Source organism: Brevibacillus sp. SIMBA_040 (assembly GCF_046535075.1).
In the GTDB taxonomy this organism is placed as follows: Bacteria; Bacillota; Bacilli; order Brevibacillales; family Brevibacillaceae; genus Brevibacillus.
The window spans coordinates 1-17,820 of the sequence record NZ_JAWRXI010000021.1 but is presented as its reverse complement, the minus strand read 5'-3'; the positions used below and the strand labels follow the sequence as shown (position 1 = coordinate 17,820).

Genomic DNA, 17,820 nt, shown 5'->3' with positions numbered 1-17,820 from the left:
TTGTACAGAGAAAGAGCTGTTTGTCTGTGAGGAGGAAGTGCTGCCTTTGACGACGATCATTTTTTTCCTAGCCGTCATTATTGGAACGATGGCGATTACGTATTCTGCTGCCAAGCAAACCGGCACGACCAGAGATTTTTATGCGGCGGGCAATCGTTTGACAGGGCTGCAAAACGGGATAGCGATCGCTGGAGACTATATGAGTGCCGCTTCATTTTTAGGGATTGCCGGGACAATCGCAGTCTACGGCTTCGACGGGTTTGTCTACGCGATCGGCTTCTTTGTATCCTACCTGATCATTTTGTTTCTTGTTGCCGAGCCGCTGCATAATCTGGGGCGCTATACACTGGCGGATGCTATCGCTGTTCGATTTGACAGCCCATGGCTGCGTGGTGTTGTGGCTTTAACTACTTTATTGATTACGATTTTTTACATGCTGGCACAGCTGGTTGGAGCAGGTGCGCTGATCTACTATTTACTTGGTATCGAGTACGATACAGCGGTGATGCTGGTCGGCAGCTTGATGACTTTTTACGTCGTGTTTGGGGGAATGGTCGCCACCTCATGGGTGCAAATCATCAAGGCAATCCTGCTGCTGACTGGTACACTCGTGCTCAGTCTCATCGTTTTTTCGCGCTTTCATTGGGATTTTTCGGAGATGTTTATGCACGTCAGCACGATTACGCCTTTGAAGGAACAGTTTTTACAACCTGGCAATCAGCTTAATCATCCGCTAGAAACCATCTCACTCAATCTGGCTTTAATTTTGGGAACAGCCGGACTCCCCCATATTATTTCACGCCTTTTTACAGTAAAGGACGCGGTGACGACGCGCTATTCGATTTATACAGCGACATGGGTGATCGGTGCTTTTTATTTGATGACGGTATTTTTGGGCTTTGGGGCAAGTGCTTTCGTGGGATATGAAGCTTTGAAGGGTGTTGGCTTCGGAGGAAATTTGACGGTAACACTACTGGCAGATGCCTTGGGCGGAGAATTTTTGATGGCTTACATAGCAGCGGTTGCTTTCGCCACGATTCTCGCGGTGGTCACTGGGCTGGTGCTGTCTGCCTCGTCTGCATTTGCCCATGATGTATATAGCCATCTGATCCGCAGGGGAATGGCTTCCGAAAAGGAACAGGTCATGATCGCCAAGTTTTCCTCAGTGGCAGTCGGTGTCATTTCGATTTGGCTGGCCATCAGTGCAGAAAAAATGAATGTGGCAAGTCTCGTTGGCCTCACTTTTGCTGTCGCGGCTTCAGCCAATTTGCCACTGATACTATTCACGCTATATTGGCGACGCTTCACGTTACGAGGGGCGATTAGCGGCGTATTGACAGGTCTGGTCGTATCCGTGGTTTTGGTAATGCTAGGTCCGACCGTGATGGACCCACATAATGGGCCGATTCTCAGGGAACCCATTTTTCCACTGGCAAACCCCGGTCTTGTTTCCATACCTTTTGGCTTTTTGGGGGCAGTGATCGGGACACTTCTCGATCGTCCAGCACAAGGAGCAGAAGAGCATTATGAACGTGTACTGTTCCAGGCATTGACTGGGATAAAGCCTCCTCAGAGCAAGCAGGCAGAGCGAAATCGTGCATAAAGAATCACTTCCTGCTTCACCCTACGTAAGAGGAAGGAGGGGAAGCAGTTGGGTGTAAAAAAAGAGACGGATTCAGTAGTGAGCGAGCAGCCTGATGTGTATGAGGTGACGCGTATCGCACTCAATGATTTGATAGCAGAGCTGTGTGAGGCACTGGATGAGAAGGATACGGAATCTTACACGCGAAAAGGATATGAAATGATTGCGCATTATTTTCGAACTCCGGTCAATACAGGTGAGTTGACCTTGATTTTTGCATCAGTATTATCCGATATTCTTCATAAGCTGGAGCTTACCCAGCAGAGCGAGGATGTATCCATGGTCCGTGATCAGTACAGTGTGATGAAAAAGGAAGAGTAATCAGGCGACCCCATGGCAGGGTCGTTTTTTTGTGTTCGAATGGTGCTGGGTTCAATTGCTGGTTATCCAATCGTATGAAGCAAGCTGCATCCACTCATACTAGCCATAACCACAACTAAACAGGTGATGGGTATGGAAAAAGTCGGTCTTGTTTTACAAGGCGGAGGGATGAGAGGGATTTATACCGCTGGGGTTCTGGATTATTTTATGGAGCAGAATCTGTACGTCCCGTATGTCATCGCTGTGTCAGCAGGAGCCTGCAACGGTGCCGCCTATCTGGCAAGACAGCATGGGCTGGGGAAAATCATGCATACCAAGTACATTCATGATCCCAGATATTTTAATATCGCCAACTTACTCAGCAAAAAGCCTATATTCGGAATGGATTTTATTTTTGATGAGATTCCACACAAACTCGAGCCCTTTGCTTTTGATCGCTTTCATGAGGCTACGGAACAGTTTGTCGTGGTGGCAACTGATTGTGCGACTGGAGAAGCTGTTTATTTCGGGAGAGAAGATTGCGACAATCTGTTCCATGTTATTCGCGCTTCCTGCAGTCTACCCTTTGTTTCAGCGAAAGTGGTTATTGACGGGCGCGAGCTGTGGGACGGAGGCATCGCCCATCCGGTCCCGGTTCAGAAGTCGATGCTCGATGGAAACAAGCGCAATATTATTATCTTGACTTCGTCGAGTGCCCCTGGCTGGATCGTACGCAATCTATGGCGGGTGGAGCGGTTTTTCAACAGTTGCAACCAGCTTCAGCAGGCTTTGGTTAGACACTTTCGCGTTTTCATAGAGACGGTCGAGCAAATCCGGAAATTACAACGAGAGGGGAAAGCATTCGTCATCGCACCTCCTGAAGGATCGTTTATTCGCGGATTTGAAAGACGCAAGGAAAAGCTGCACCATTACTACAATCAAGGCTACGAGGATGCAAGATCCAGCTATGCAAGCCTGCAATTGTGGCTGAATAAGAACGGGGATGGGTGAGTGAACTACGAAAGATGTTTTTCAAGTGCTAAGATGGGGAAATAACAACAGGGGAGATAGATTCAGGAGGAAGGGCCTCATGAAATATGTGAGCTTAGAACAGGTAGAGCCAGGCGATGTATTGGCACGAAGCATTTATTCGAGTGAGGGCTTGACGCTACTGCATACAGGTGTCCAGCTGACTGTTGGAATGATCAATAAATTGCGCCGTTTCGGTGTAAACATGCTAAGCATCAAGGACCCATTTCTCGATGAGGTCAAAGAGGAAGAAGTCATCACAGAAGCGACTCGAAAAGACGCGATCCGCAATTTATCCGGTGCGATATCGTGCGTCCAGTCTGGAAAGCATCTCGATGTGAGAGGGATTCAGAAATCCGTTGGCAATATTGTAGAGGAAACATTGCGCAACAGACGAGTCTTGCTCAATCTTGGGGAAATCAGGACGAATGACAACGCGCTCTACATACATTCCTTAAACGTATGCATGATGGCTACTGTGATGGGAGTCGGCTTAGGGTATAACACGAGTCAGCTAAAGGAGCTGGCGATCGGGGCTATTTTGCACGACATCGGCAAGCTGTCGGTGGACAAGGAGGCTCCAGCCTATAAGAAGAACAGTATGGATAACCACCATACGTGGCTTGGTTTTCACATTCTCCGAAAGAAGCACGAGATGAGCGTCGTTTCTGCGCACATTCCTTTGCAGCATCATGAATGGGTAAATGGCAGCGGAGTGCCGCGCGGACTTTCCGGCGATGAAATCCATGATTTTGCCAAGATCGTGGCGATCTGCAACTACTATGACAATCTTATTTCGCCATTTTCAGAGGAAGAAGATACGATCCCGGCGTACGAGGCCTGCGAAAGGGTTATGGGCTTGGCCGAAAAGCGCTTTGACCATAAAATGGTCATTCACTTCTTGCGCTCAATTGCTTTGTATCCGACAGGAACATCTCTAAAGCTGAGTACGGGTGAGATTGGTATCGTCATTGACCAAAATCGCGGCTTGCCGTCACGTCCTGTCGTTCGCGTCATTAAGCGTGAGCAGTCTGCCAATAAGCGCATGTCAGATGATCATGAAATCAATGATATTGATCTCGGTGAAGAAACGACGATATTTATTACTGGTGTAATGGAATGACAGTTGAGAAGAGGCATCAGGTTTTTTTTCTTCCAACATCAGGGATTTCCCCTACATACAAAATAGTAGGCTTGGGCTACAATGGGGGTAGGCAAAAGGTTGAATGATCAATGACAGCCTTGCCATGATGAAAAGAGGAAAGGACGTGTTTGTATGTCCCGAATTCTAGTCCCTATTGATTTTTCTGCGCAGTCTATTCAAGCGGTCCGCTTTGCGCTGGCCTATGCTAAAGATAAGCATGAATTGACCTTGCTGCATGCGATTCCCCCGTTTCCATCTCGAAATGTGGTGCGCAAGCTGGGACAAAAAAGCGTAGAAGATTTCCAATTGGATGAAGCGCGAGAAGATTTGAAAAAGTTTCTGACCATCGTGGAAGAAGCCCAAGTGCCTTACAAGCTGGAAATCGAGTTCGGCGAGCCGCATGAGGTGATCGCCAAGCATGCAAAAGAAGATCATGCCGCGATCGTGATGGGTACGCATGGATATGGCCGAATGACAGGCTTCCTGCTGCAAAGTGTCAGCTATCCAACCATTCACGATGTACAGATTCCTGTCTTTTTGATTTCGGAGGAAACCGATGCGAGCCGCTTCCCATGGAAAAAGGTGCTGATCACTGTAGACGGCTCCGAGCATGCAAAAGAAGCTGCAAAAAAAGCAATTGACATGAGCAAGGAAATTGAGGGTATCTCCTTTACTCTGCTGACAGTAGTCACACCTCCTGTGGCGTACGCTGGTGTATACGGCGTAGGCTGGGAGGACACGGGGACGCTGGAAGACTGGGGCCGCGAGACGATTCGACCATACGAAGAGCTGTTTGAAGCCGAGCAGATTCCATTCGAAAGCAAAGTATTGATCGGCGATCCGGCTACCATGATCAGGGAGACCGCAAAGGAAGAGGAGATCGACCTGATTGTTCTGGGACACCACGGCTTGGGTGGAATCGCAGGTACATTACTCGGTAGCGTAACGTTTAAAACCATTCATCGCACCCAAACGCCGTTGTTGATTGTCAAAACTTCATGATTTACGCTTGAAACGTACAACTGTCCGTATTGCGGGCAGTTGTTTTTTGTTCTACTGGGGTCGCATCCCAATTCACTCGTGAGCTTCTCCACGCTGCGAATAGAACAATGCAGCCAGCGATTACGAAAACAGTGATGAGTGAGGTGGCCTGCATGAGCGGACCTGCCAGGAAAGAGCCTGTCATCATTAGCCCGACTAAAAGCGGCATGATCGTTCCATTTACCCGACCGACAAAGGCTTCATCCACGAGCTTGATCATGCGCATTCCGATGACGATTTCCAGAAAGGCCATGCCGACACCCGTGAAAAAGCGCATCGTCGCAGTTACGTACACCCATACCGAGAGTGCTTCGACCACAATAGAAAGGGCGAAAAAGATCAATCCGCCAGTGACGATATAGCGACCATTCAATTGCTTGTGGAAGGCAGATGCCAATATGCCACCGAGCAGCATTCCAAGTCCTTCCAAGGCAACGAACCATTGTATTGATTCTTTGGGCAGCAAGAGTCGGTCTGTAACTACAAATACTTCAAGTGGATTAATCAATCCCGAGCCAAGACCTAGGCAGGCAAAGGAAATCGCGATTCCTTTTAACGAAGGATTTTGATTCACATAAGTAATACCGGCTTTGATATCGGAAAATAGCGAGCCATGCTCTTCTCTTGGTGTCGCTTCAGTTGAGGGTAGTGTTTGTAAGATAAGCGTGGAGATAAGAAACAGCACTGCCATGGTGATGAGTGATGGGTATATGCCCATATGCTCGTAAAAGAAGCTGCCGATAATAGGACCAGCTAACAGAAAGATCGCACTCATGCTTTGAGCGATCGACACTGCGACACCGACATGCTCCTCGGGGATGTGACGCTTCATCAATTTAGCTGAGGAAGGCTGCGAAAATTGAGAGACGATTGCGGAGATAAAGGTGGCAAAAAAGACCGCAATCCAAAACCCTTTCAACAGCAACAAGACAATCACAAAAACGGATAAAGCGCTAAGCAGATTCCCCGCGATCATCGTTCGCTTCGGATTCCATCTGTCAGCCAAAGCTCCGCCGATGATGGAAAAGAGCAGGATCGGCACAAGCTCGATCGCAGTCAAGAGGGAAACCGCGATTGGATTGTTGCCACTGATTTCCATGACATAGTAAAGCAGGGCCATATTTCGTATCCAGATCCCGACATTCTCCAGCGTATCTGTGATAAAAACAGTTAAAAAGATTCGGTTTCCCCATAGTTCTTTCATAATTGTGATTCACTCCTTTTAATTAAACCGAACGTTCGGTCTAAATAGGTTTGAAAAAAAGCTACCTGGCAACAATACCATGCAGCATGACATCAATTCCTCGCTTCATCAGCGAAAGCAGACGCTCCTCTTCGAACTGCAAGCCGACGCTTATCAGTCCGTTTAACAGTCCCTCGTAAATCATAGCGAGCTCAGTAGGGTCATCTTTTGCAAACTCGCCGTTTTCCATACCCTCTTGGAAAAGGGCGATATACAGAGTATAAGTGGAGCCGAGAATCTCCATAACCTGATCCATGATGGCTGGATCGGCTAATTGGCTGCCAGAGAACTCTTCGCCAGCTCTTTTTAAAGGATGGGACAAAAAATCGTCAATGATAAAAGCCCCAAGCCCATACAGCTTTTCAATCGAAGTTGAATACTCTTTTTCCTTTTGCTGCCATAGCCAGGCAAACTCCTGATACTGCTTTTCTAATAAGAACAGGAACAATTGCTCCTTGTTTTTGAAATGGTAGTAGAGACTTCCCTTGCTGGCACCGGTTGCCTGGCAAATGTCTTCGATCGATGTTGCGGAATAGCCTTTTTGGGAAAATAACTCGGTAGCTTTTTCGGCGATATGCAGCTTCGTTTTCTCTCCGTCAAGGCGGCGTTTGGACATGGTAACCGTACTCCTTTTTAACGTATAAGAATTCATAAGCGCGACGCTTATGAATTCTGGAGCGCATGGCAAGGTACCTCAGCGTTCGCTCCCGGCATTACTTCGGTGAAACTTTCCGCTAAAACGCGGTCGCTCCTCCTTGAGAAAGCCTCGATAGAGGTTTTCTTATAGACTGAACGTTCGGTTTAAATTTAGTCTAATGGATCGTGTGAAAAAGTGCAAGTGTCATTCCCCTGTCCGATTGAGAAATTGTGCCTGTGGGGAAACTGGAAGGAAGAATGGAAAGGGAGAGAGCGATGCAGATTGGATGTCATGTAAGTATCCGCAACGGATATGTCGAGGCAGCGAAAACCGCGTACAGACTTGGAGCAAGCTCCTTTCAGTTCTTTCCGAAAAATCCACGTAGCCTGGGAGTGAAAGCATACGATGAACGGGATGCAGAAGCATGTCGCTTGTTCTGTGCGGAAAAGGGGCTGCTGTCGATTGCCCATACAGCGTATCCCGTAAACCTTTGTACAATAGATGCGGAGCTGGCCCAGATAACAAAAGAGTCTGTACGCAATGATCTAGCTATCGCGGAAGCTTGCGGGGCAATCGGCGTGGTCGTTCATTTTGGTCATCATAAAGGCTCGGATGTACTTGAGGGATACAAGCTGATGATCCAGATGGTTAATGAAATTCTGGATGGCTGGGAAGGCAGGGCCAAGCTGCTCATTGAAAACAATGCTGGACAGGGAAGTCGGATGGGTACAACGCTTGAAGAGCTGACACAGGTGCGGGAGCTGTTTGCCGAGCCACACAAAGTAGGCTTTTGCTTGGATACATGCCACAGCTTCGCCAGTGGATTATGGAATGGGAGCAATTGGGAGCAGGTCGCGGATAAAATGCGTGAGCTTGATTATTTCTCCAGCTTGTGCGCGGTGCATCTAAACGATTCGGTCTACCAGACGAGCTCCTTTCGTGATCGCCATGCGCAGATTGGCAAGGGGATGATCGGTGATGAGGCATTTGCTGCTTTTTTGCAGACACCAGAATTACAAGGCTTGCCGCTTGTATTAGAGACGCCAAAAACAGGAGGAGACAGTCACGCAGAGGAAATCAGGCATGTGCATCAGCTGGCAGACAATTGGCAGGGTTGACCCAGTTGTGGTACAGTGTGAGTTGATGTGGTGAACAATGGGAGGAGTACCTATGACAAGACGAGTCAAAGTGACAATCGCGGATTTTGCTCCGCTTAAGGAAAACTTGAACAACCCGGAGGAATTGGCTTTGTACGAGGCAGCCAACGGGAATATATACGATGCGGAAATTGAGCATGACGGATATGCTATTGTTGATGTCACGGAGGAAGACTATATTGAGCTTGCACCAAGTGAATATCAGCTGATGATTGAAGAGTGGACGAACGCTGGTCAAATCGGAGAGCACACACTGCAAACGAAGTCAGACCCTGCAGATGACAAAGCTCTCCTGTACCGCAGTGTCGATGCGAGCGGGAATGAAGTACAAGCGCCGCAGTCATTGCCAAAGCAGGTTGTTGAAATGGTAGCAAACACATGGTTTGGCAAAAAGAAGAAGGCAGAAGTAGAAGGATAAGTCAAGAGAGCCAGTGCAGTGAAGGAGCGATCGACACAGATCGTTCTTTTTTCTTTCACAACACAAACTTCTATGTACCCTACATGAATGCTTCAATCGTTTGCAATGCAGGAGCCTGAGAAATAAGGTCAATGAATCAAATAAAAAGCCGGTACTTCCTCGATAGAAGGGAAGTATCGGCTTTTGGTCGCCTGACTGCTCTTTGTTAGGTGATTTCGTCCTCGATATCCAGTTGGATTTCATACTTTTTGATTCTACGCATTAAAAGCGACTGGGTGATGCCGAGGGAAGAAGCTGTTTTTCGGGTAGTTTTATGGGTGCGCAAGGCTTGCATGATGAATTCCACCTCAATTTTTTCCATCCGCTCGGTCAGGGAGAGAGAGCCTAGCGTGAGAAGTCCTTCCTCTAGCTCGCGTATGCTTCGCAGCTCTTCTGGCAAATCGGTGACCTGAATTTCATCAAGCTTGGACGTGATGACGATGCGCTCCACCAAATTTTCCAGCTCTCGCACATTTCCGGGCCAATCATATTGATGCAATACATCCAGCACTTCCGAGGTAAACCGCCTTTTCTGGTTATGCTTGCGATTGAATTTCTGCAGATTGTGGTGCAGCAGAGGGAATACATCATCTTTTCGCTCGCGCAATGGTGGTACATGGATGGGCAAAATATTAAGGCGATAGTACAGGTCGTGCCTGAATTTACCCAATCGTACCAGATCCTGAAGATTGGCATTGGTGGCGGTGATAATTCGAATGTCAGCCGTATAGGTTTTGGTGCCGCCGATGGGCATAAACGTTTTATTTTGCAGGAGCAAGAGTAATTTAGACTGCAAGTGGTAGGGCAGCTCACTAATTTCGTCCAAGAACAATGTCCCTTTATCCGCCATTTTCACTAAGCCAATTTTCCCCGAATGGCTAGCCCCCGTAAACGCCCCTTTGTGATAGCCGAACAGCTCTGACTCGATCAAGGTTTCGGGAATGGCGCTACAGTTGACATGGATGAAAGGTTCGTTGCTGCGCTCGCTCAGCTGGTGAATTTGTTCAGCAAGATAGCTTTTTCCTACACCTGTTTCCCCTCTAATCAAGATGGTGGTGTCGATGGGAGCGGCTTTTTTCATCAATTCCAAAAGGGCGAGGTAGGACCGGCTGTTGCCGATCAAGGTTTGGGAAGAGCTCTGGCTCGCCTCCCACTTCATGAGCTGGATCTCTTCACTGTAGCGCTTCAACAATGCGACCGTTTCTTCCAATTGCGAGCTGGCGCGGGCTGCCTCCGTGATGTCTCGGGAATGGGCGATGATCAACTCAGGCCTCCCATCCTCATCGGGAATAATATGCCCGGTCACCAGAAACTTTCCCTTTCTATTAACCAATTGAATGGTTGTAGTTGGCTTCCCTGATTCCAGAACCAAGCGCGTGACAGAAGGATTGAAGATTCCCATTTCTTCTAGCTCAGATACATTTTTCCCAATGATCTCTGACTTTGGTATGCCGCACAGGTTTTCACTCGCATTGTTCAGCCAAAGCGTGGTTCCTTGTGCATCGGAAATGAAAATACCGTCTGCGAGCGCATTGAGAATATCGATGAAACGAACGACTGAGGACAAAGCTAGTATCTCCGCATCTTTCTCCATCTTGATAAGCTCCCCCCATTTTTCAACTGATTGTACAGGATCTTACTGCTTATTGTATAGTGAATCGATTTTGAAAAGAAGTGAGTCGAAAAAGATTCGCGCGAAAAGAATGCATTTCTCGCTATTTTCGATTCGAAAGTGAATCTACTTCGATTCATCCAAAAAGATACCGCTTTCACATCATTCGCCATTTTTCAGCTTTTTTCGAGTTGGCACAAGATTTGCTAATTTAGGAGAGACGTAAGCGATTTACAAGAGAATAAGAGAGATAAGGAATTGCATGCTATGTTGTCAAAACTGGTGACTCGCGAACAAGCTGTAGAACATGTATTGGATGGTAGCCGGCTGATGCATGGCGGCTTTGGTACCATTGGTTCACCCGCATTACTGATTGATACAATCTTGCAGAAGGGCATCCGCAGCTTGACGCTCATTGGGATTGATGCCGGATATCCGAATGTGGGAATCGGAAAACTGATCAGTCACAGGCGGGTGAAGCACTTGATTACTACGCATATCGGCTCCAATCCCGAAGCCGGTCAGCAAATGATGGACGGGAAACTCGAAGTGACATTTTATTCACAAGGGATTCTCGCAGAAAAGATTCGTGCGGGAGGCGTTGGTATTCCCGGAATCGTTGTAGATGCGAACATGGGGGGAGAGAGGGCGGAAGGAGGAGAGCCAGTCATCTTTGCAGGAAGGCCAGCTCTGATTGAACCGGCGATTACAGCAGAGGTTGGGATCGTCTATGCGAAACAAGCAGACACGTACGGAAACCTGATCTATGACAAGACCGCGAGAAATCTGAATCCGTTGGTAGCGATGGCTTCGGATATCACGATTGCTGAGGTGGAGGAAATTGTTCCCGTAGGAGAATTGGACCCGGAGAAAATCGTGACGCCCGGTATTTTTGTGGACTGGATCGTAACGCGCAGCGGAGGGAGTTCGTAATGGGTCTGGAAATAGATCAGCGAAACATGGTTGCGAGACGTGCAGCCAAAGAGATAGCTCCCGGAATGGCAGTTAATCTAGGGATCGGGATTCCCGAGCTGGTTGCAGATTTTATCCCGAATGAATGGCAAGTGATGTTTCACTCGGTAAATGGAATCCTTGGTCTTGGCCCGACTCCTATAAAGGGCGAAGAAGATCAGCATATATCCAATGCAGGTGGAGCTCCTGTTACCGTTGTGCCAGGGGCATCATATTTCGACAGTACCATTGCTTATGGCATGATCCGCAGGCGGAAGCTCGATGTAGCTTTTATCGGGGCCTTGCAAGTGAACCGCAAAGGCGACCTGGCAAACTGGATCGTTCCCGGATCACGTGTTCATGGTTTCGGTGGCGGGGCAGAGCTGGCTTACTACGCGAAAAAAGTGATTGTACTCATGAGTCATGTTGACCCAAATGGCGAGCCAAAAATTCGCAAGGAATGCACATTGCCGCTTACAGCAAAAGGGTGTGTCGATTTGATTATCACTGAGAGGGCCGTGATTGAAGTCACCCAGAATGGATTGCTGCTGACGGAGGTCATGTACCCGTACTCTTTGAAAAATGTCATTTTGCATACAGGAGCGACTCTGAATATTTCAGAAAATTTACAACTGGTTGAGTAGCGAAACAAGAAAACGCTATCAAAAAATTAAGGGGGCTTACAAAAATGAAAAAAACAATGAAAACCATCGCAAGCGTAGTATTCTCTATGTCACTTCTCGCGGGATGTAGCCAAGGCGCTGCTCCTGGCAGCAATGGGGGACAAGCAGCTGGCGAGGCCACCTCCATGACAAAAGAGGCGGGTGTGTTCATTTACGCCGCTTCCGGTGAATACCAGCCATTCAGCTATTTCAAAGACGCTCAATTGACCGGATTCGATATCGAAATCGGCAATGAGATCGCCAAGCGCCTCGGTCTTGAGCCAAAGGGAGTGACTTCGCCTTTTTCAGGAATTATCGCCGGGGTAAAAGAAGGACGCTACGATGCGGCTATTGCCAGCCATGCGATTACAGAAGAGCGGAAGCAGCAGATTGATTTCGCTGACCCGTACTATTTGTCCGGTGGGCAGCTATTCACACGCCCGGACGGCACGATCTCTACACTGGAAGGGCTGAAAGGCAAGGAAGTGGCGGTTGCTCTGGGGACAACTCATGAAAAGATGGCTCGGGAATATACGGATAACATTAAAACGTATGACAGTGATGTAACCGCTCTGCGCGCCTTGGAACAGGGAAAGCATGATGTTGTGATTACAGATAGTGTCATCGGAGAAATTGCGATTCAACAAGGTCTGAAGATTAAGAAAAGCGGGGCAGCGCTATCTGAAGTTCAGCATGGAATCGCTGTGCGCAAAGGAAATACGGAACTTTTGAACAAGATCAACGAAGCGTTGAAGCAAATGCATGAAGACGGTACCTACGTAAAACTGAGTGAAAAGTACTTCAATCGTGACATCAGTAAAAACGAATAGTCGTCTCCATCCGCATACCACCTGCCGTACCGTTAGACACAATGGTATGGCAGGCACATTCCATTACAAGCGAGGGGTGGCATTGAGTGCCCAGTATTGCACATCTGACTGAAGAGTTTTTCCGTACATTGCCGTTTTTTTGGAAGCCATTACTACTGACGTTCGAGTTGACGATTGCTTCCGTTATCGTGGGATCGATTATCGGGTTGTTTGTTGCTCTTTTGAAGGTATCAAAGCTCCCGGTGGCTGCATTTATCGCCAACGTTTATATCATGGTCATCCGTGGAACTCCGCTTATCGTACAGATTTTTGTCCTATACTTCGGTTTTTATAAAATCATCGATCTCGGTCAATTTTGGTCGGCTGCACTCGCACTGGCGATTCACAGCGGTGCTTACATCGCAGAAATATTCCGAGGATCGATCCAGTCAATCGATAAAGGACAGATGGAGGCAGGTCTGTCTTTGGGGATGTCCGCACGCCAAACCATGCGCCGAATCATTTTGCCACAAGCCTTGAAAAGGTCGATTCCGCCACTCGGCAACCAGTTTATTTTATCTCTGAAAGAGTCTTCTCTGGCAGCATTCATCGCGATGGACGAGTTGTTCTCGTTAGCACGCCGCCTATCTGCGGAAACCTTCGATGAAATGACGTATTTTTTGATCGTAGCCTTTTATTACCTGGTGGTTGTCATGATATTTACGTATGTTGTCCACCTGATGGAAAAGCGTTTGGCAAAAGGAGACGCGTAAAGCGCTGGGGGGAAAACGATGGAGAACAAACAAGAAATGATCCGTGTGCAAAACCTGAAGAAAAGCTTTGGTCAGGTAGAAGTTCTGAGGGATATTACCTTGCAAGTAAGCAAGGGTGAAGTAGTGGTGCTCATCGGAGCCAGTGGATCGGGTAAGAGCACGTTAATCCGATGCATCAATTTTCTGGAGACCAAAAGCGGTGGGGAAATTTTTATTGAAGGAAAAAGCATCGATCCGAAAAAGGACGATTTGACCAAGGTTCGCCAAAAGGTAGGCATGGTATTTCAGCATTTCAACCTGTTTCCGCACAAAACCGTTCTGGAAAACATCATGGAGGCACCATTAATTGCAAAAAAGGCAGGCAAAGAGGAAACGAAGCAGGAAGCGCTCCGTCTGTTGCAGAAGGTAGGTCTGTCGGATAAGGCGAATGTTTATCCATCCAGCCTCTCCGGTGGACAGAAACAACGAGTAGCAATTGCGAGGTCGCTCGCGATGAAGCCAGAGATCATGCTGTTCGATGAGCCGACGTCAGCGCTTGACCCAGAGCTCGTAGGGGAAGTGCTTGAGACGATGAAGCAGCTTGCTCAGGAAGGAATGACGATGATCATCGTTACGCATGAGATGGGATTCGCCAAAGAAGTGGCTGATTGGGTTGCGTTTATGAATCAGGGCAGGATTGAAGAGATGGCACGCCCACAGGAAATTTTTAACAACCCGAAAGAAGAACGTACGAGAGAATTTTTGAACCGGGTCTTGTAGAGCGACAAAAAGAAAGGGAGCAATAGCATGAGAGAAGTCGTAATCGTATCTGGAGTGCGCAGCGCGGTTGGAGCCTTCGGTAAAAGTCTGCGAGATGTTCCAGCCACAGAGCTGGGACGTCAGGTTTTGGAAGGCTTGATGGAGAGGACTGCTTTTCCCAAACAGGAAGTCAATGAAGTCATTTTTGGGAATGGCTACGTACATGGGGGAGGACTGAATGCTGCACGTATCAGCTCGCAGCTGGCCGGATTTCCCCGTAGTGTTTATGGGCATATCGTCATCAAGGCTTGTGGTTCAGGGTTGAAAGCAATTGGAAGCGCTGCCTTGGCAATTACTGCGGGACAGGAAGACGTAGTGATCGCGGGTGGCGTGGAAAGTATGAGTAATGTTCCCTATTTAGTGAAAAATCGTTGGGGGAGCAAGTTCGGTAATTTGACTATGGAGGATGCGCTTTTGTCCGATGGCTTAATCTGCTCGCTGGAGGGTGAGCATATGGGCATTACCGCAGAAAGACTTGCCACGCAGTACGGTATTTCTCGTGAAGAGCAGGACCAGTTTGCCTACGAGAGTCACAAAAAGGCAGCCGCTGCTATCGAAGCGGGCAAGTTCCAAGGTGAGATCGTTCCGATTGAAATCAAAGAGCGCAAAGGACTTCGGGTTTTTGATCAGGATGAATCAGTACGACTGGATATCAAGCTGGAGGAACTAGCAAAGCTGCGCAGTGTTTTCCAAAAAGAGGGAACAGTCACCGCAGGAAATGCTTGTCCGATGAACGATGGTGCAGCAGCCGTATTGATGATGTCTCGCGAAAAAGCAGTCGAATCTGGCTTGACGCCGCTTGTAAAAATAAAAGCTTTTGCAAGCGCAGGAGTTGAGCCTGGAGTAATGGGGATCGGGCCAGTACCAGCAACGCAAAAAGCGCTGGAAAAGGCAGGCTTGACACTCGATGAGATTGGACTCATCGAATTGAACGAGGCTTTTGCGGCACAAGCGCTGTCTGTGATCAAATGCCTGGAGCTGGACGAGAGCAAAGTGAATGTAAACGGGGGAGCGATCGCCTTAGGCCATCCGGTTGGAGCGACTGGCGCAAAACTGACCGTGACTCTGATCAACGAAATGATTCGCAGACAAGAAAAGTATGGCATGGTGACGCTTTGCATGGCAGGCGGGATGGGCATGTCTGTGATTTATGAAAACCTGACACTTTAACTAGCATGGTTGGACGTAAAGAGAACAAAAGCCGGCGCTTCCTATCAAGAGGAATGCAGCCGGCTTTCTGTTTTGATTCAGCAAATGGATGTGGATTACATTTCTTCTGGTGCAGCCAGACCCATGAGTCGCAAGCCTTCCTTGAGAACGCAGACGACCGCAGCTACGAGCTGGAGGCGAGAAGCCTTAACGTCTTCTTCTTCCGCGAGAATGCGGACATTTGCATAAAACTTATTGAAGGATTGAGCGAGATCGATAACGTATTTTCCGATTTGCGATGGATCGAAATTTGCCGCAGCGCGATCAATTACTTCAGGGAAGCCGTTTAACAAGGTAATAACAGCCCATGCTTCCTTGCCATCCAAAGAACCTGGAGTCAGGCTTGCTGTAGGGGAAGGCTGATAATTTCCTTTACGCAATAGCGAGCATGCGCGAGCGTGCGTGTATTGTACGTATGGACCTGTTTCGCCTTCGAAGGTAAGCATTTCTTCCCAAGAGAAGTTGATATCGTTCAGACGGTAGTTTTTCAAGTCGTGGAAAATAACAGCGCCCACGCCGACTTGACGAGAAACCTCTTCTTTGTTTGCCAAGGAAGGATTTTTCTCCTCGATCACTTTTTGTACATCGGCAATCGCTTGGGCCAAAACTTCTTCTAACAAAACGACCTTCCCTTTGCGGGTAGACATTTTTTTGCCGTCCTTGAGCATCATGCCGAACGGGATGTGATGCATGTCAGCCGACCAGGAGTAGCCCATTTTCTCTAGCACTTTATAAAGCTGTTGGAAGTGGAGGCGTTGCTCGTTTCCTACCACATAGAGGGCTTTGGCGAAATCGTATGATTCATGACGGAACAATGCTGCTGCCAAATCACGTGTAGCATACAAGGTAGCACCGTCCGATTTTTTGATCAGACATGGCGGCATGTTGTATTCATCGAGATTGACTACCATCGCACCATCTGATTCGGTCAACAGACCTTTTTCCTCCAGGAGTGTAACGACGCGATCCATTTTGTCGTTGTAAAAAGCTTCCCCATTGGTTGAGTCGAACGATACGTTCATCAAGTCGTAAATCTTCATAAACTCCTTGAGTGATTCTTCGCGGAACCATGTCCACAGATGCTCTGCCTCTGCGTCGCCGTCCTCCAGCTTTTTAAACCATTCACGGCCTTGGTCTTCCAGAGTAGGGTCGTTTTCTACTTCTTCATGGAAGCGAACATAAAGACTCAACAGCTCCTTGATCGGTTCAGCTTTTACCTTCTCCTCATCACCCCAGAGACGATAAGCGACGATCAGTTTGCCGAATTGTGTACCCCAGTCACCCAAGTGATTGATCCGCACCGGCTCGTAGCCTTGCTTTTCCATAATATTTGCGATAGCGTTTCCGATTACAGTAGAGCGCAGGTGCCCCATCGAAAACGGCTTAGCAATGTTCGGGGAGGAGAGGTCAATCGGAACCTTGCGTCCTTTACCATGGTTGCTGTCACCGTATTGGCTGCCTTGTGAGAGAATCGTTCCGATCACTTGAACCGCTACGTCTTCCTGATTCAGGAAGAGGTTTACATATGGTCCTACTGCTTTTGCTTCCTTTAGAGGTGAGCCAGTGATTTGACCAGCCAGCTCAGCTGCGATCATAGGCGGAGCCTTGCGCAGTGCTTTTGCCAATTGGAAGCATGGGAATGCGATATCACCCATAGCAGGGTTTGGTGGTGTCTCCAGCATGGCGTACACGTTTTCCATGGTAAAGCTGTCTACACCAAGAGATGTGAGCGCAGAAGCAATCTTTTCTGCGACTTGATGTTTGTAACTCATGTTCATTCTCCTTTCGATTGTAAAACGGGTCGGAACCTGAGCAACAAAAAAACCTCTACGTCTCCTATAAAAAAGAGACGAGAGGTTGTTCTCCCGCGGTGCCACTCTTGTTGTTTTTGCCAAATGGATCATGACGGGCAAAAACCGCTTAACCTGCTGTAACGGGCAGTCCCGGCAACACCCTACACGATCCTGGTGCTTTTACGCACAACCAGGACGTTCAGGCCGCATCTCCGAGGGGCGCTTCCTCACATTGCAAACGCATCGGGCTCGCACCATCCCCGACTCGCTTTGGCTTCACATATGGAGTACTGTCCTCATCTACGATTCACTTTGTCTCTTGCATTATAAATGTTTGCTACCCTTGTTCGCAACTCACTCTGCGTTATTTTTTCATCGTTAAGGTTGTTTTTCCATGTAGGAAATCTTTCCGAAGCGCATAACAACCTACCTCTAAAACGCGGTCGCTCTTCGGCGTCTTTACATCGATCAAGGTTGTTTTTCCGCGTAGGAAATCTTTCCGAAGCGCATAACAACCTACCTCTAAAACGCGGTCGCTCTTCGGCGTCTTTACATCGATCAAG

The 17,820-nt window shown here is 48.1% G+C and carries 18 protein-coding genes and 1 other annotated feature; of the genes, 13 read left to right on the top strand and 5 right to left on the bottom strand.

The window, feature by feature from the left end:
* Positions 1 to 40 precede the first annotated feature (40 nt).
* From SB752_RS26530 to SB752_RS26510, 5 genes are all read left to right on the top strand, one after another.
* Positions 41 to 1,603: a solute symporter family protein gene (locus tag SB752_RS26530; RefSeq protein ID WP_410718552.1), complete on the top strand. Its 1,563-nt coding sequence runs from the start codon at positions 41 to 43 to the stop codon at positions 1,601 to 1,603.
* A 48-nt stretch (positions 1,604 to 1,651) separates the two neighbouring features.
* A complete protein-coding gene (locus tag SB752_RS26525) occupies positions 1,652 to 1,963 on the top strand; it encodes a hypothetical protein (RefSeq protein WP_410718474.1) in 312 nt (103 codons plus the stop codon).
* A gap of 132 nt (positions 1,964 to 2,095) precedes the next feature.
* Positions 2,096 to 2,953, top strand: a complete 858-nt coding sequence (locus SB752_RS26520) for a patatin-like phospholipase family protein (protein ID WP_410718473.1) — start codon at positions 2,096 to 2,098, stop codon at positions 2,951 to 2,953.
* Positions 2,954 to 3,032: 79 nt separating this feature from the next.
* On the top strand, positions 3,033 to 4,094 hold the full coding sequence (locus SB752_RS26515; RefSeq protein ID WP_410718472.1) for an HD-GYP domain-containing protein: 1,062 nt from the start codon (positions 3,033 to 3,035) through the stop codon (positions 4,092 to 4,094).
* Positions 4,095 to 4,247: 153 nt separating this feature from the next.
* A complete protein-coding gene (locus SB752_RS26510; RefSeq protein ID WP_410718471.1) occupies positions 4,248 to 5,117 on the top strand; it encodes a universal stress protein in 870 nt (289 codons plus the stop codon).
* Between the two features lies 1 nt (position 5,118).
* Here the strand turns inward: SB752_RS26510 and SB752_RS26505 are convergent, their stop codons facing one another.
* Complete coding sequence (locus SB752_RS26505; RefSeq protein ID WP_410718470.1) at positions 5,119 to 6,360, bottom strand: MFS transporter; 1,242 nt, start codon at positions 6,358 to 6,360, stop codon at positions 5,119 to 5,121.
* Between the two features lie 61 nt (positions 6,361 to 6,421).
* Complete coding sequence (locus SB752_RS26500; protein ID WP_410718469.1) at positions 6,422 to 7,015, bottom strand: TetR/AcrR family transcriptional regulator; 594 nt, start codon at positions 7,013 to 7,015, stop codon at positions 6,422 to 6,424.
* 296 nt (positions 7,016 to 7,311) lie between these two features.
* Here SB752_RS26500 and SB752_RS26495 point away from each other — a divergent pair, with 296 nt between their 5' ends.
* Both SB752_RS26495 and SB752_RS26490 read left to right on the top strand, forming a co-directional pair.
* Complete coding sequence (locus SB752_RS26495; RefSeq protein ID WP_410718468.1) at positions 7,312 to 8,154, top strand: deoxyribonuclease IV; 843 nt, start codon at positions 7,312 to 7,314, stop codon at positions 8,152 to 8,154.
* Positions 8,155 to 8,206: 52 nt separating this feature from the next.
* Complete coding sequence (locus SB752_RS26490) at positions 8,207 to 8,611, top strand: hypothetical protein (protein WP_410718467.1); 405 nt, start codon at positions 8,207 to 8,209, stop codon at positions 8,609 to 8,611.
* A gap of 205 nt (positions 8,612 to 8,816) precedes the next feature.
* Here the strand turns inward: SB752_RS26490 and SB752_RS26485 are convergent, their stop codons facing one another.
* Positions 8,817 to 10,244, bottom strand: a complete 1,428-nt coding sequence (locus tag SB752_RS26485; protein ID WP_410718466.1) for a sigma-54 interaction domain-containing protein — start codon at positions 10,242 to 10,244, stop codon at positions 8,817 to 8,819.
* Positions 10,245 to 10,529: 285 nt separating this feature from the next.
* Between SB752_RS26485 and SB752_RS26480 the strand changes: the two genes are divergently transcribed.
* The 6 genes from SB752_RS26480 to SB752_RS26455 all read left to right on the top strand — a co-directional run bounded on the left by SB752_RS26480 (position 10,530) and on the right by SB752_RS26455 (position 15,425).
* Positions 10,530 to 11,195, top strand: coding sequence for a CoA transferase subunit A (locus SB752_RS26480; RefSeq protein WP_410718465.1), 666 nt, complete (start codon positions 10,530 to 10,532; stop codon positions 11,193 to 11,195).
* A complete protein-coding gene (locus SB752_RS26475; RefSeq protein ID WP_410718464.1) occupies positions 11,195 to 11,857 on the top strand; it encodes a 3-oxoacid CoA-transferase subunit B in 663 nt (220 codons plus the stop codon). The genes SB752_RS26480 and SB752_RS26475 overlap by 1 nt, the downstream gene beginning before the upstream one ends.
* A 44-nt stretch (positions 11,858 to 11,901) precedes the next feature.
* Positions 11,902 to 12,705 carry a transporter substrate-binding domain-containing protein gene (locus tag SB752_RS26470; RefSeq protein ID WP_410718463.1) on the top strand — a complete coding sequence of 268 codons (804 nt, stop codon included), beginning with the start codon at positions 11,902 to 11,904 and terminating at the stop codon, positions 12,703 to 12,705.
* A gap of 86 nt (positions 12,706 to 12,791) precedes the next feature.
* A complete protein-coding gene (locus SB752_RS26465) occupies positions 12,792 to 13,457 on the top strand; it encodes an amino acid ABC transporter permease (protein ID WP_103108632.1) in 666 nt (221 codons plus the stop codon).
* Positions 13,458 to 13,475: 18 nt separating this feature from the next.
* Positions 13,476 to 14,216, top strand: coding sequence for an amino acid ABC transporter ATP-binding protein (locus SB752_RS26460; RefSeq protein WP_410718462.1), 741 nt, complete (start codon positions 13,476 to 13,478; stop codon positions 14,214 to 14,216).
* A gap of 27 nt (positions 14,217 to 14,243) precedes the next feature.
* A complete protein-coding gene (locus tag SB752_RS26455) occupies positions 14,244 to 15,425 on the top strand; it encodes a thiolase family protein (RefSeq protein ID WP_410718461.1) in 1,182 nt (393 codons plus the stop codon).
* 95 nt (positions 15,426 to 15,520) lie between these two features.
* Here SB752_RS26455 and argS read toward each other — a convergent pair whose 3' ends face one another.
* Positions 15,521 to 17,236 (bottom strand): arginine--tRNA ligase, encoded by a 1,716-nt coding sequence (gene argS / locus SB752_RS26450; protein WP_410718460.1) that lies wholly within the window; start codon positions 17,234 to 17,236, stop codon positions 15,521 to 15,523.
* Between the two features lie 70 nt (positions 17,237 to 17,306).
* Positions 17,307 to 17,569 (bottom strand) — a binding site (T-box leader).
* 52 nt (positions 17,570 to 17,621) lie between these two features.
* On the bottom strand, positions 17,622 to 17,820 hold a 199-nt coding region (locus SB752_RS26445; protein ID WP_410718459.1), incomplete at its 5' end, for a hypothetical protein.

Bases quoted from the DNA above. Each gene is read 5' to 3' on its own strand.
- SB752_RS26520 (WP_410718473.1), top strand. From the start codon at position 2,096: ATGGAAAAAGTCGGTCTTGTTTTACAAGGCGGAGGGATGAGAGGGATT.
- SB752_RS26515 (WP_410718472.1), top strand. From the start codon at position 3,033: ATGAAATATGTGAGCTTAGAACAGGTAGAGCCAGGCGATGTATTGGCA.
- SB752_RS26510 (WP_410718471.1), top strand. From the start codon at position 4,248: ATGTCCCGAATTCTAGTCCCTATTGATTTTTCTGCGCAGTCTATTCAA.
- SB752_RS26505 (WP_410718470.1), bottom strand. From the start codon at position 6,360: ATGAAAGAACTATGGGGAAACCGAATCTTTTTAACTGTTTTTATCACA.
- SB752_RS26500 (WP_410718469.1), bottom strand. From the start codon at position 7,015: ATGTCCAAACGCCGCCTTGACGGAGAGAAAACGAAGCTGCATATCGCC.
- SB752_RS26495 (WP_410718468.1), top strand. From the start codon at position 7,312: ATGCAGATTGGATGTCATGTAAGTATCCGCAACGGATATGTCGAGGCA.
- SB752_RS26490 (WP_410718467.1), top strand. From the start codon at position 8,207: ATGACAAGACGAGTCAAAGTGACAATCGCGGATTTTGCTCCGCTTAAG.
- SB752_RS26485 (WP_410718466.1), bottom strand. From the start codon at position 10,244: ATGGAGAAAGATGCGGAGATACTAGCTTTGTCCTCAGTCGTTCGTTTC.
- SB752_RS26480 (WP_410718465.1), top strand. From the start codon at position 10,530: ATGTTGTCAAAACTGGTGACTCGCGAACAAGCTGTAGAACATGTATTG.
- SB752_RS26475 (WP_410718464.1), top strand. From the start codon at position 11,195: ATGGGTCTGGAAATAGATCAGCGAAACATGGTTGCGAGACGTGCAGCC.
- SB752_RS26470 (WP_410718463.1), top strand. From the start codon at position 11,902: ATGAAAAAAACAATGAAAACCATCGCAAGCGTAGTATTCTCTATGTCA.
- SB752_RS26460 (WP_410718462.1), top strand. From the start codon at position 13,476: ATGGAGAACAAACAAGAAATGATCCGTGTGCAAAACCTGAAGAAAAGC.
- SB752_RS26455 (WP_410718461.1), top strand. From the start codon at position 14,244: ATGAGAGAAGTCGTAATCGTATCTGGAGTGCGCAGCGCGGTTGGAGCC.
- argS (WP_410718460.1), bottom strand. From the start codon at position 17,236: ATGAGTTACAAACATCAAGTCGCAGAAAAGATTGCTTCTGCGCTCACA.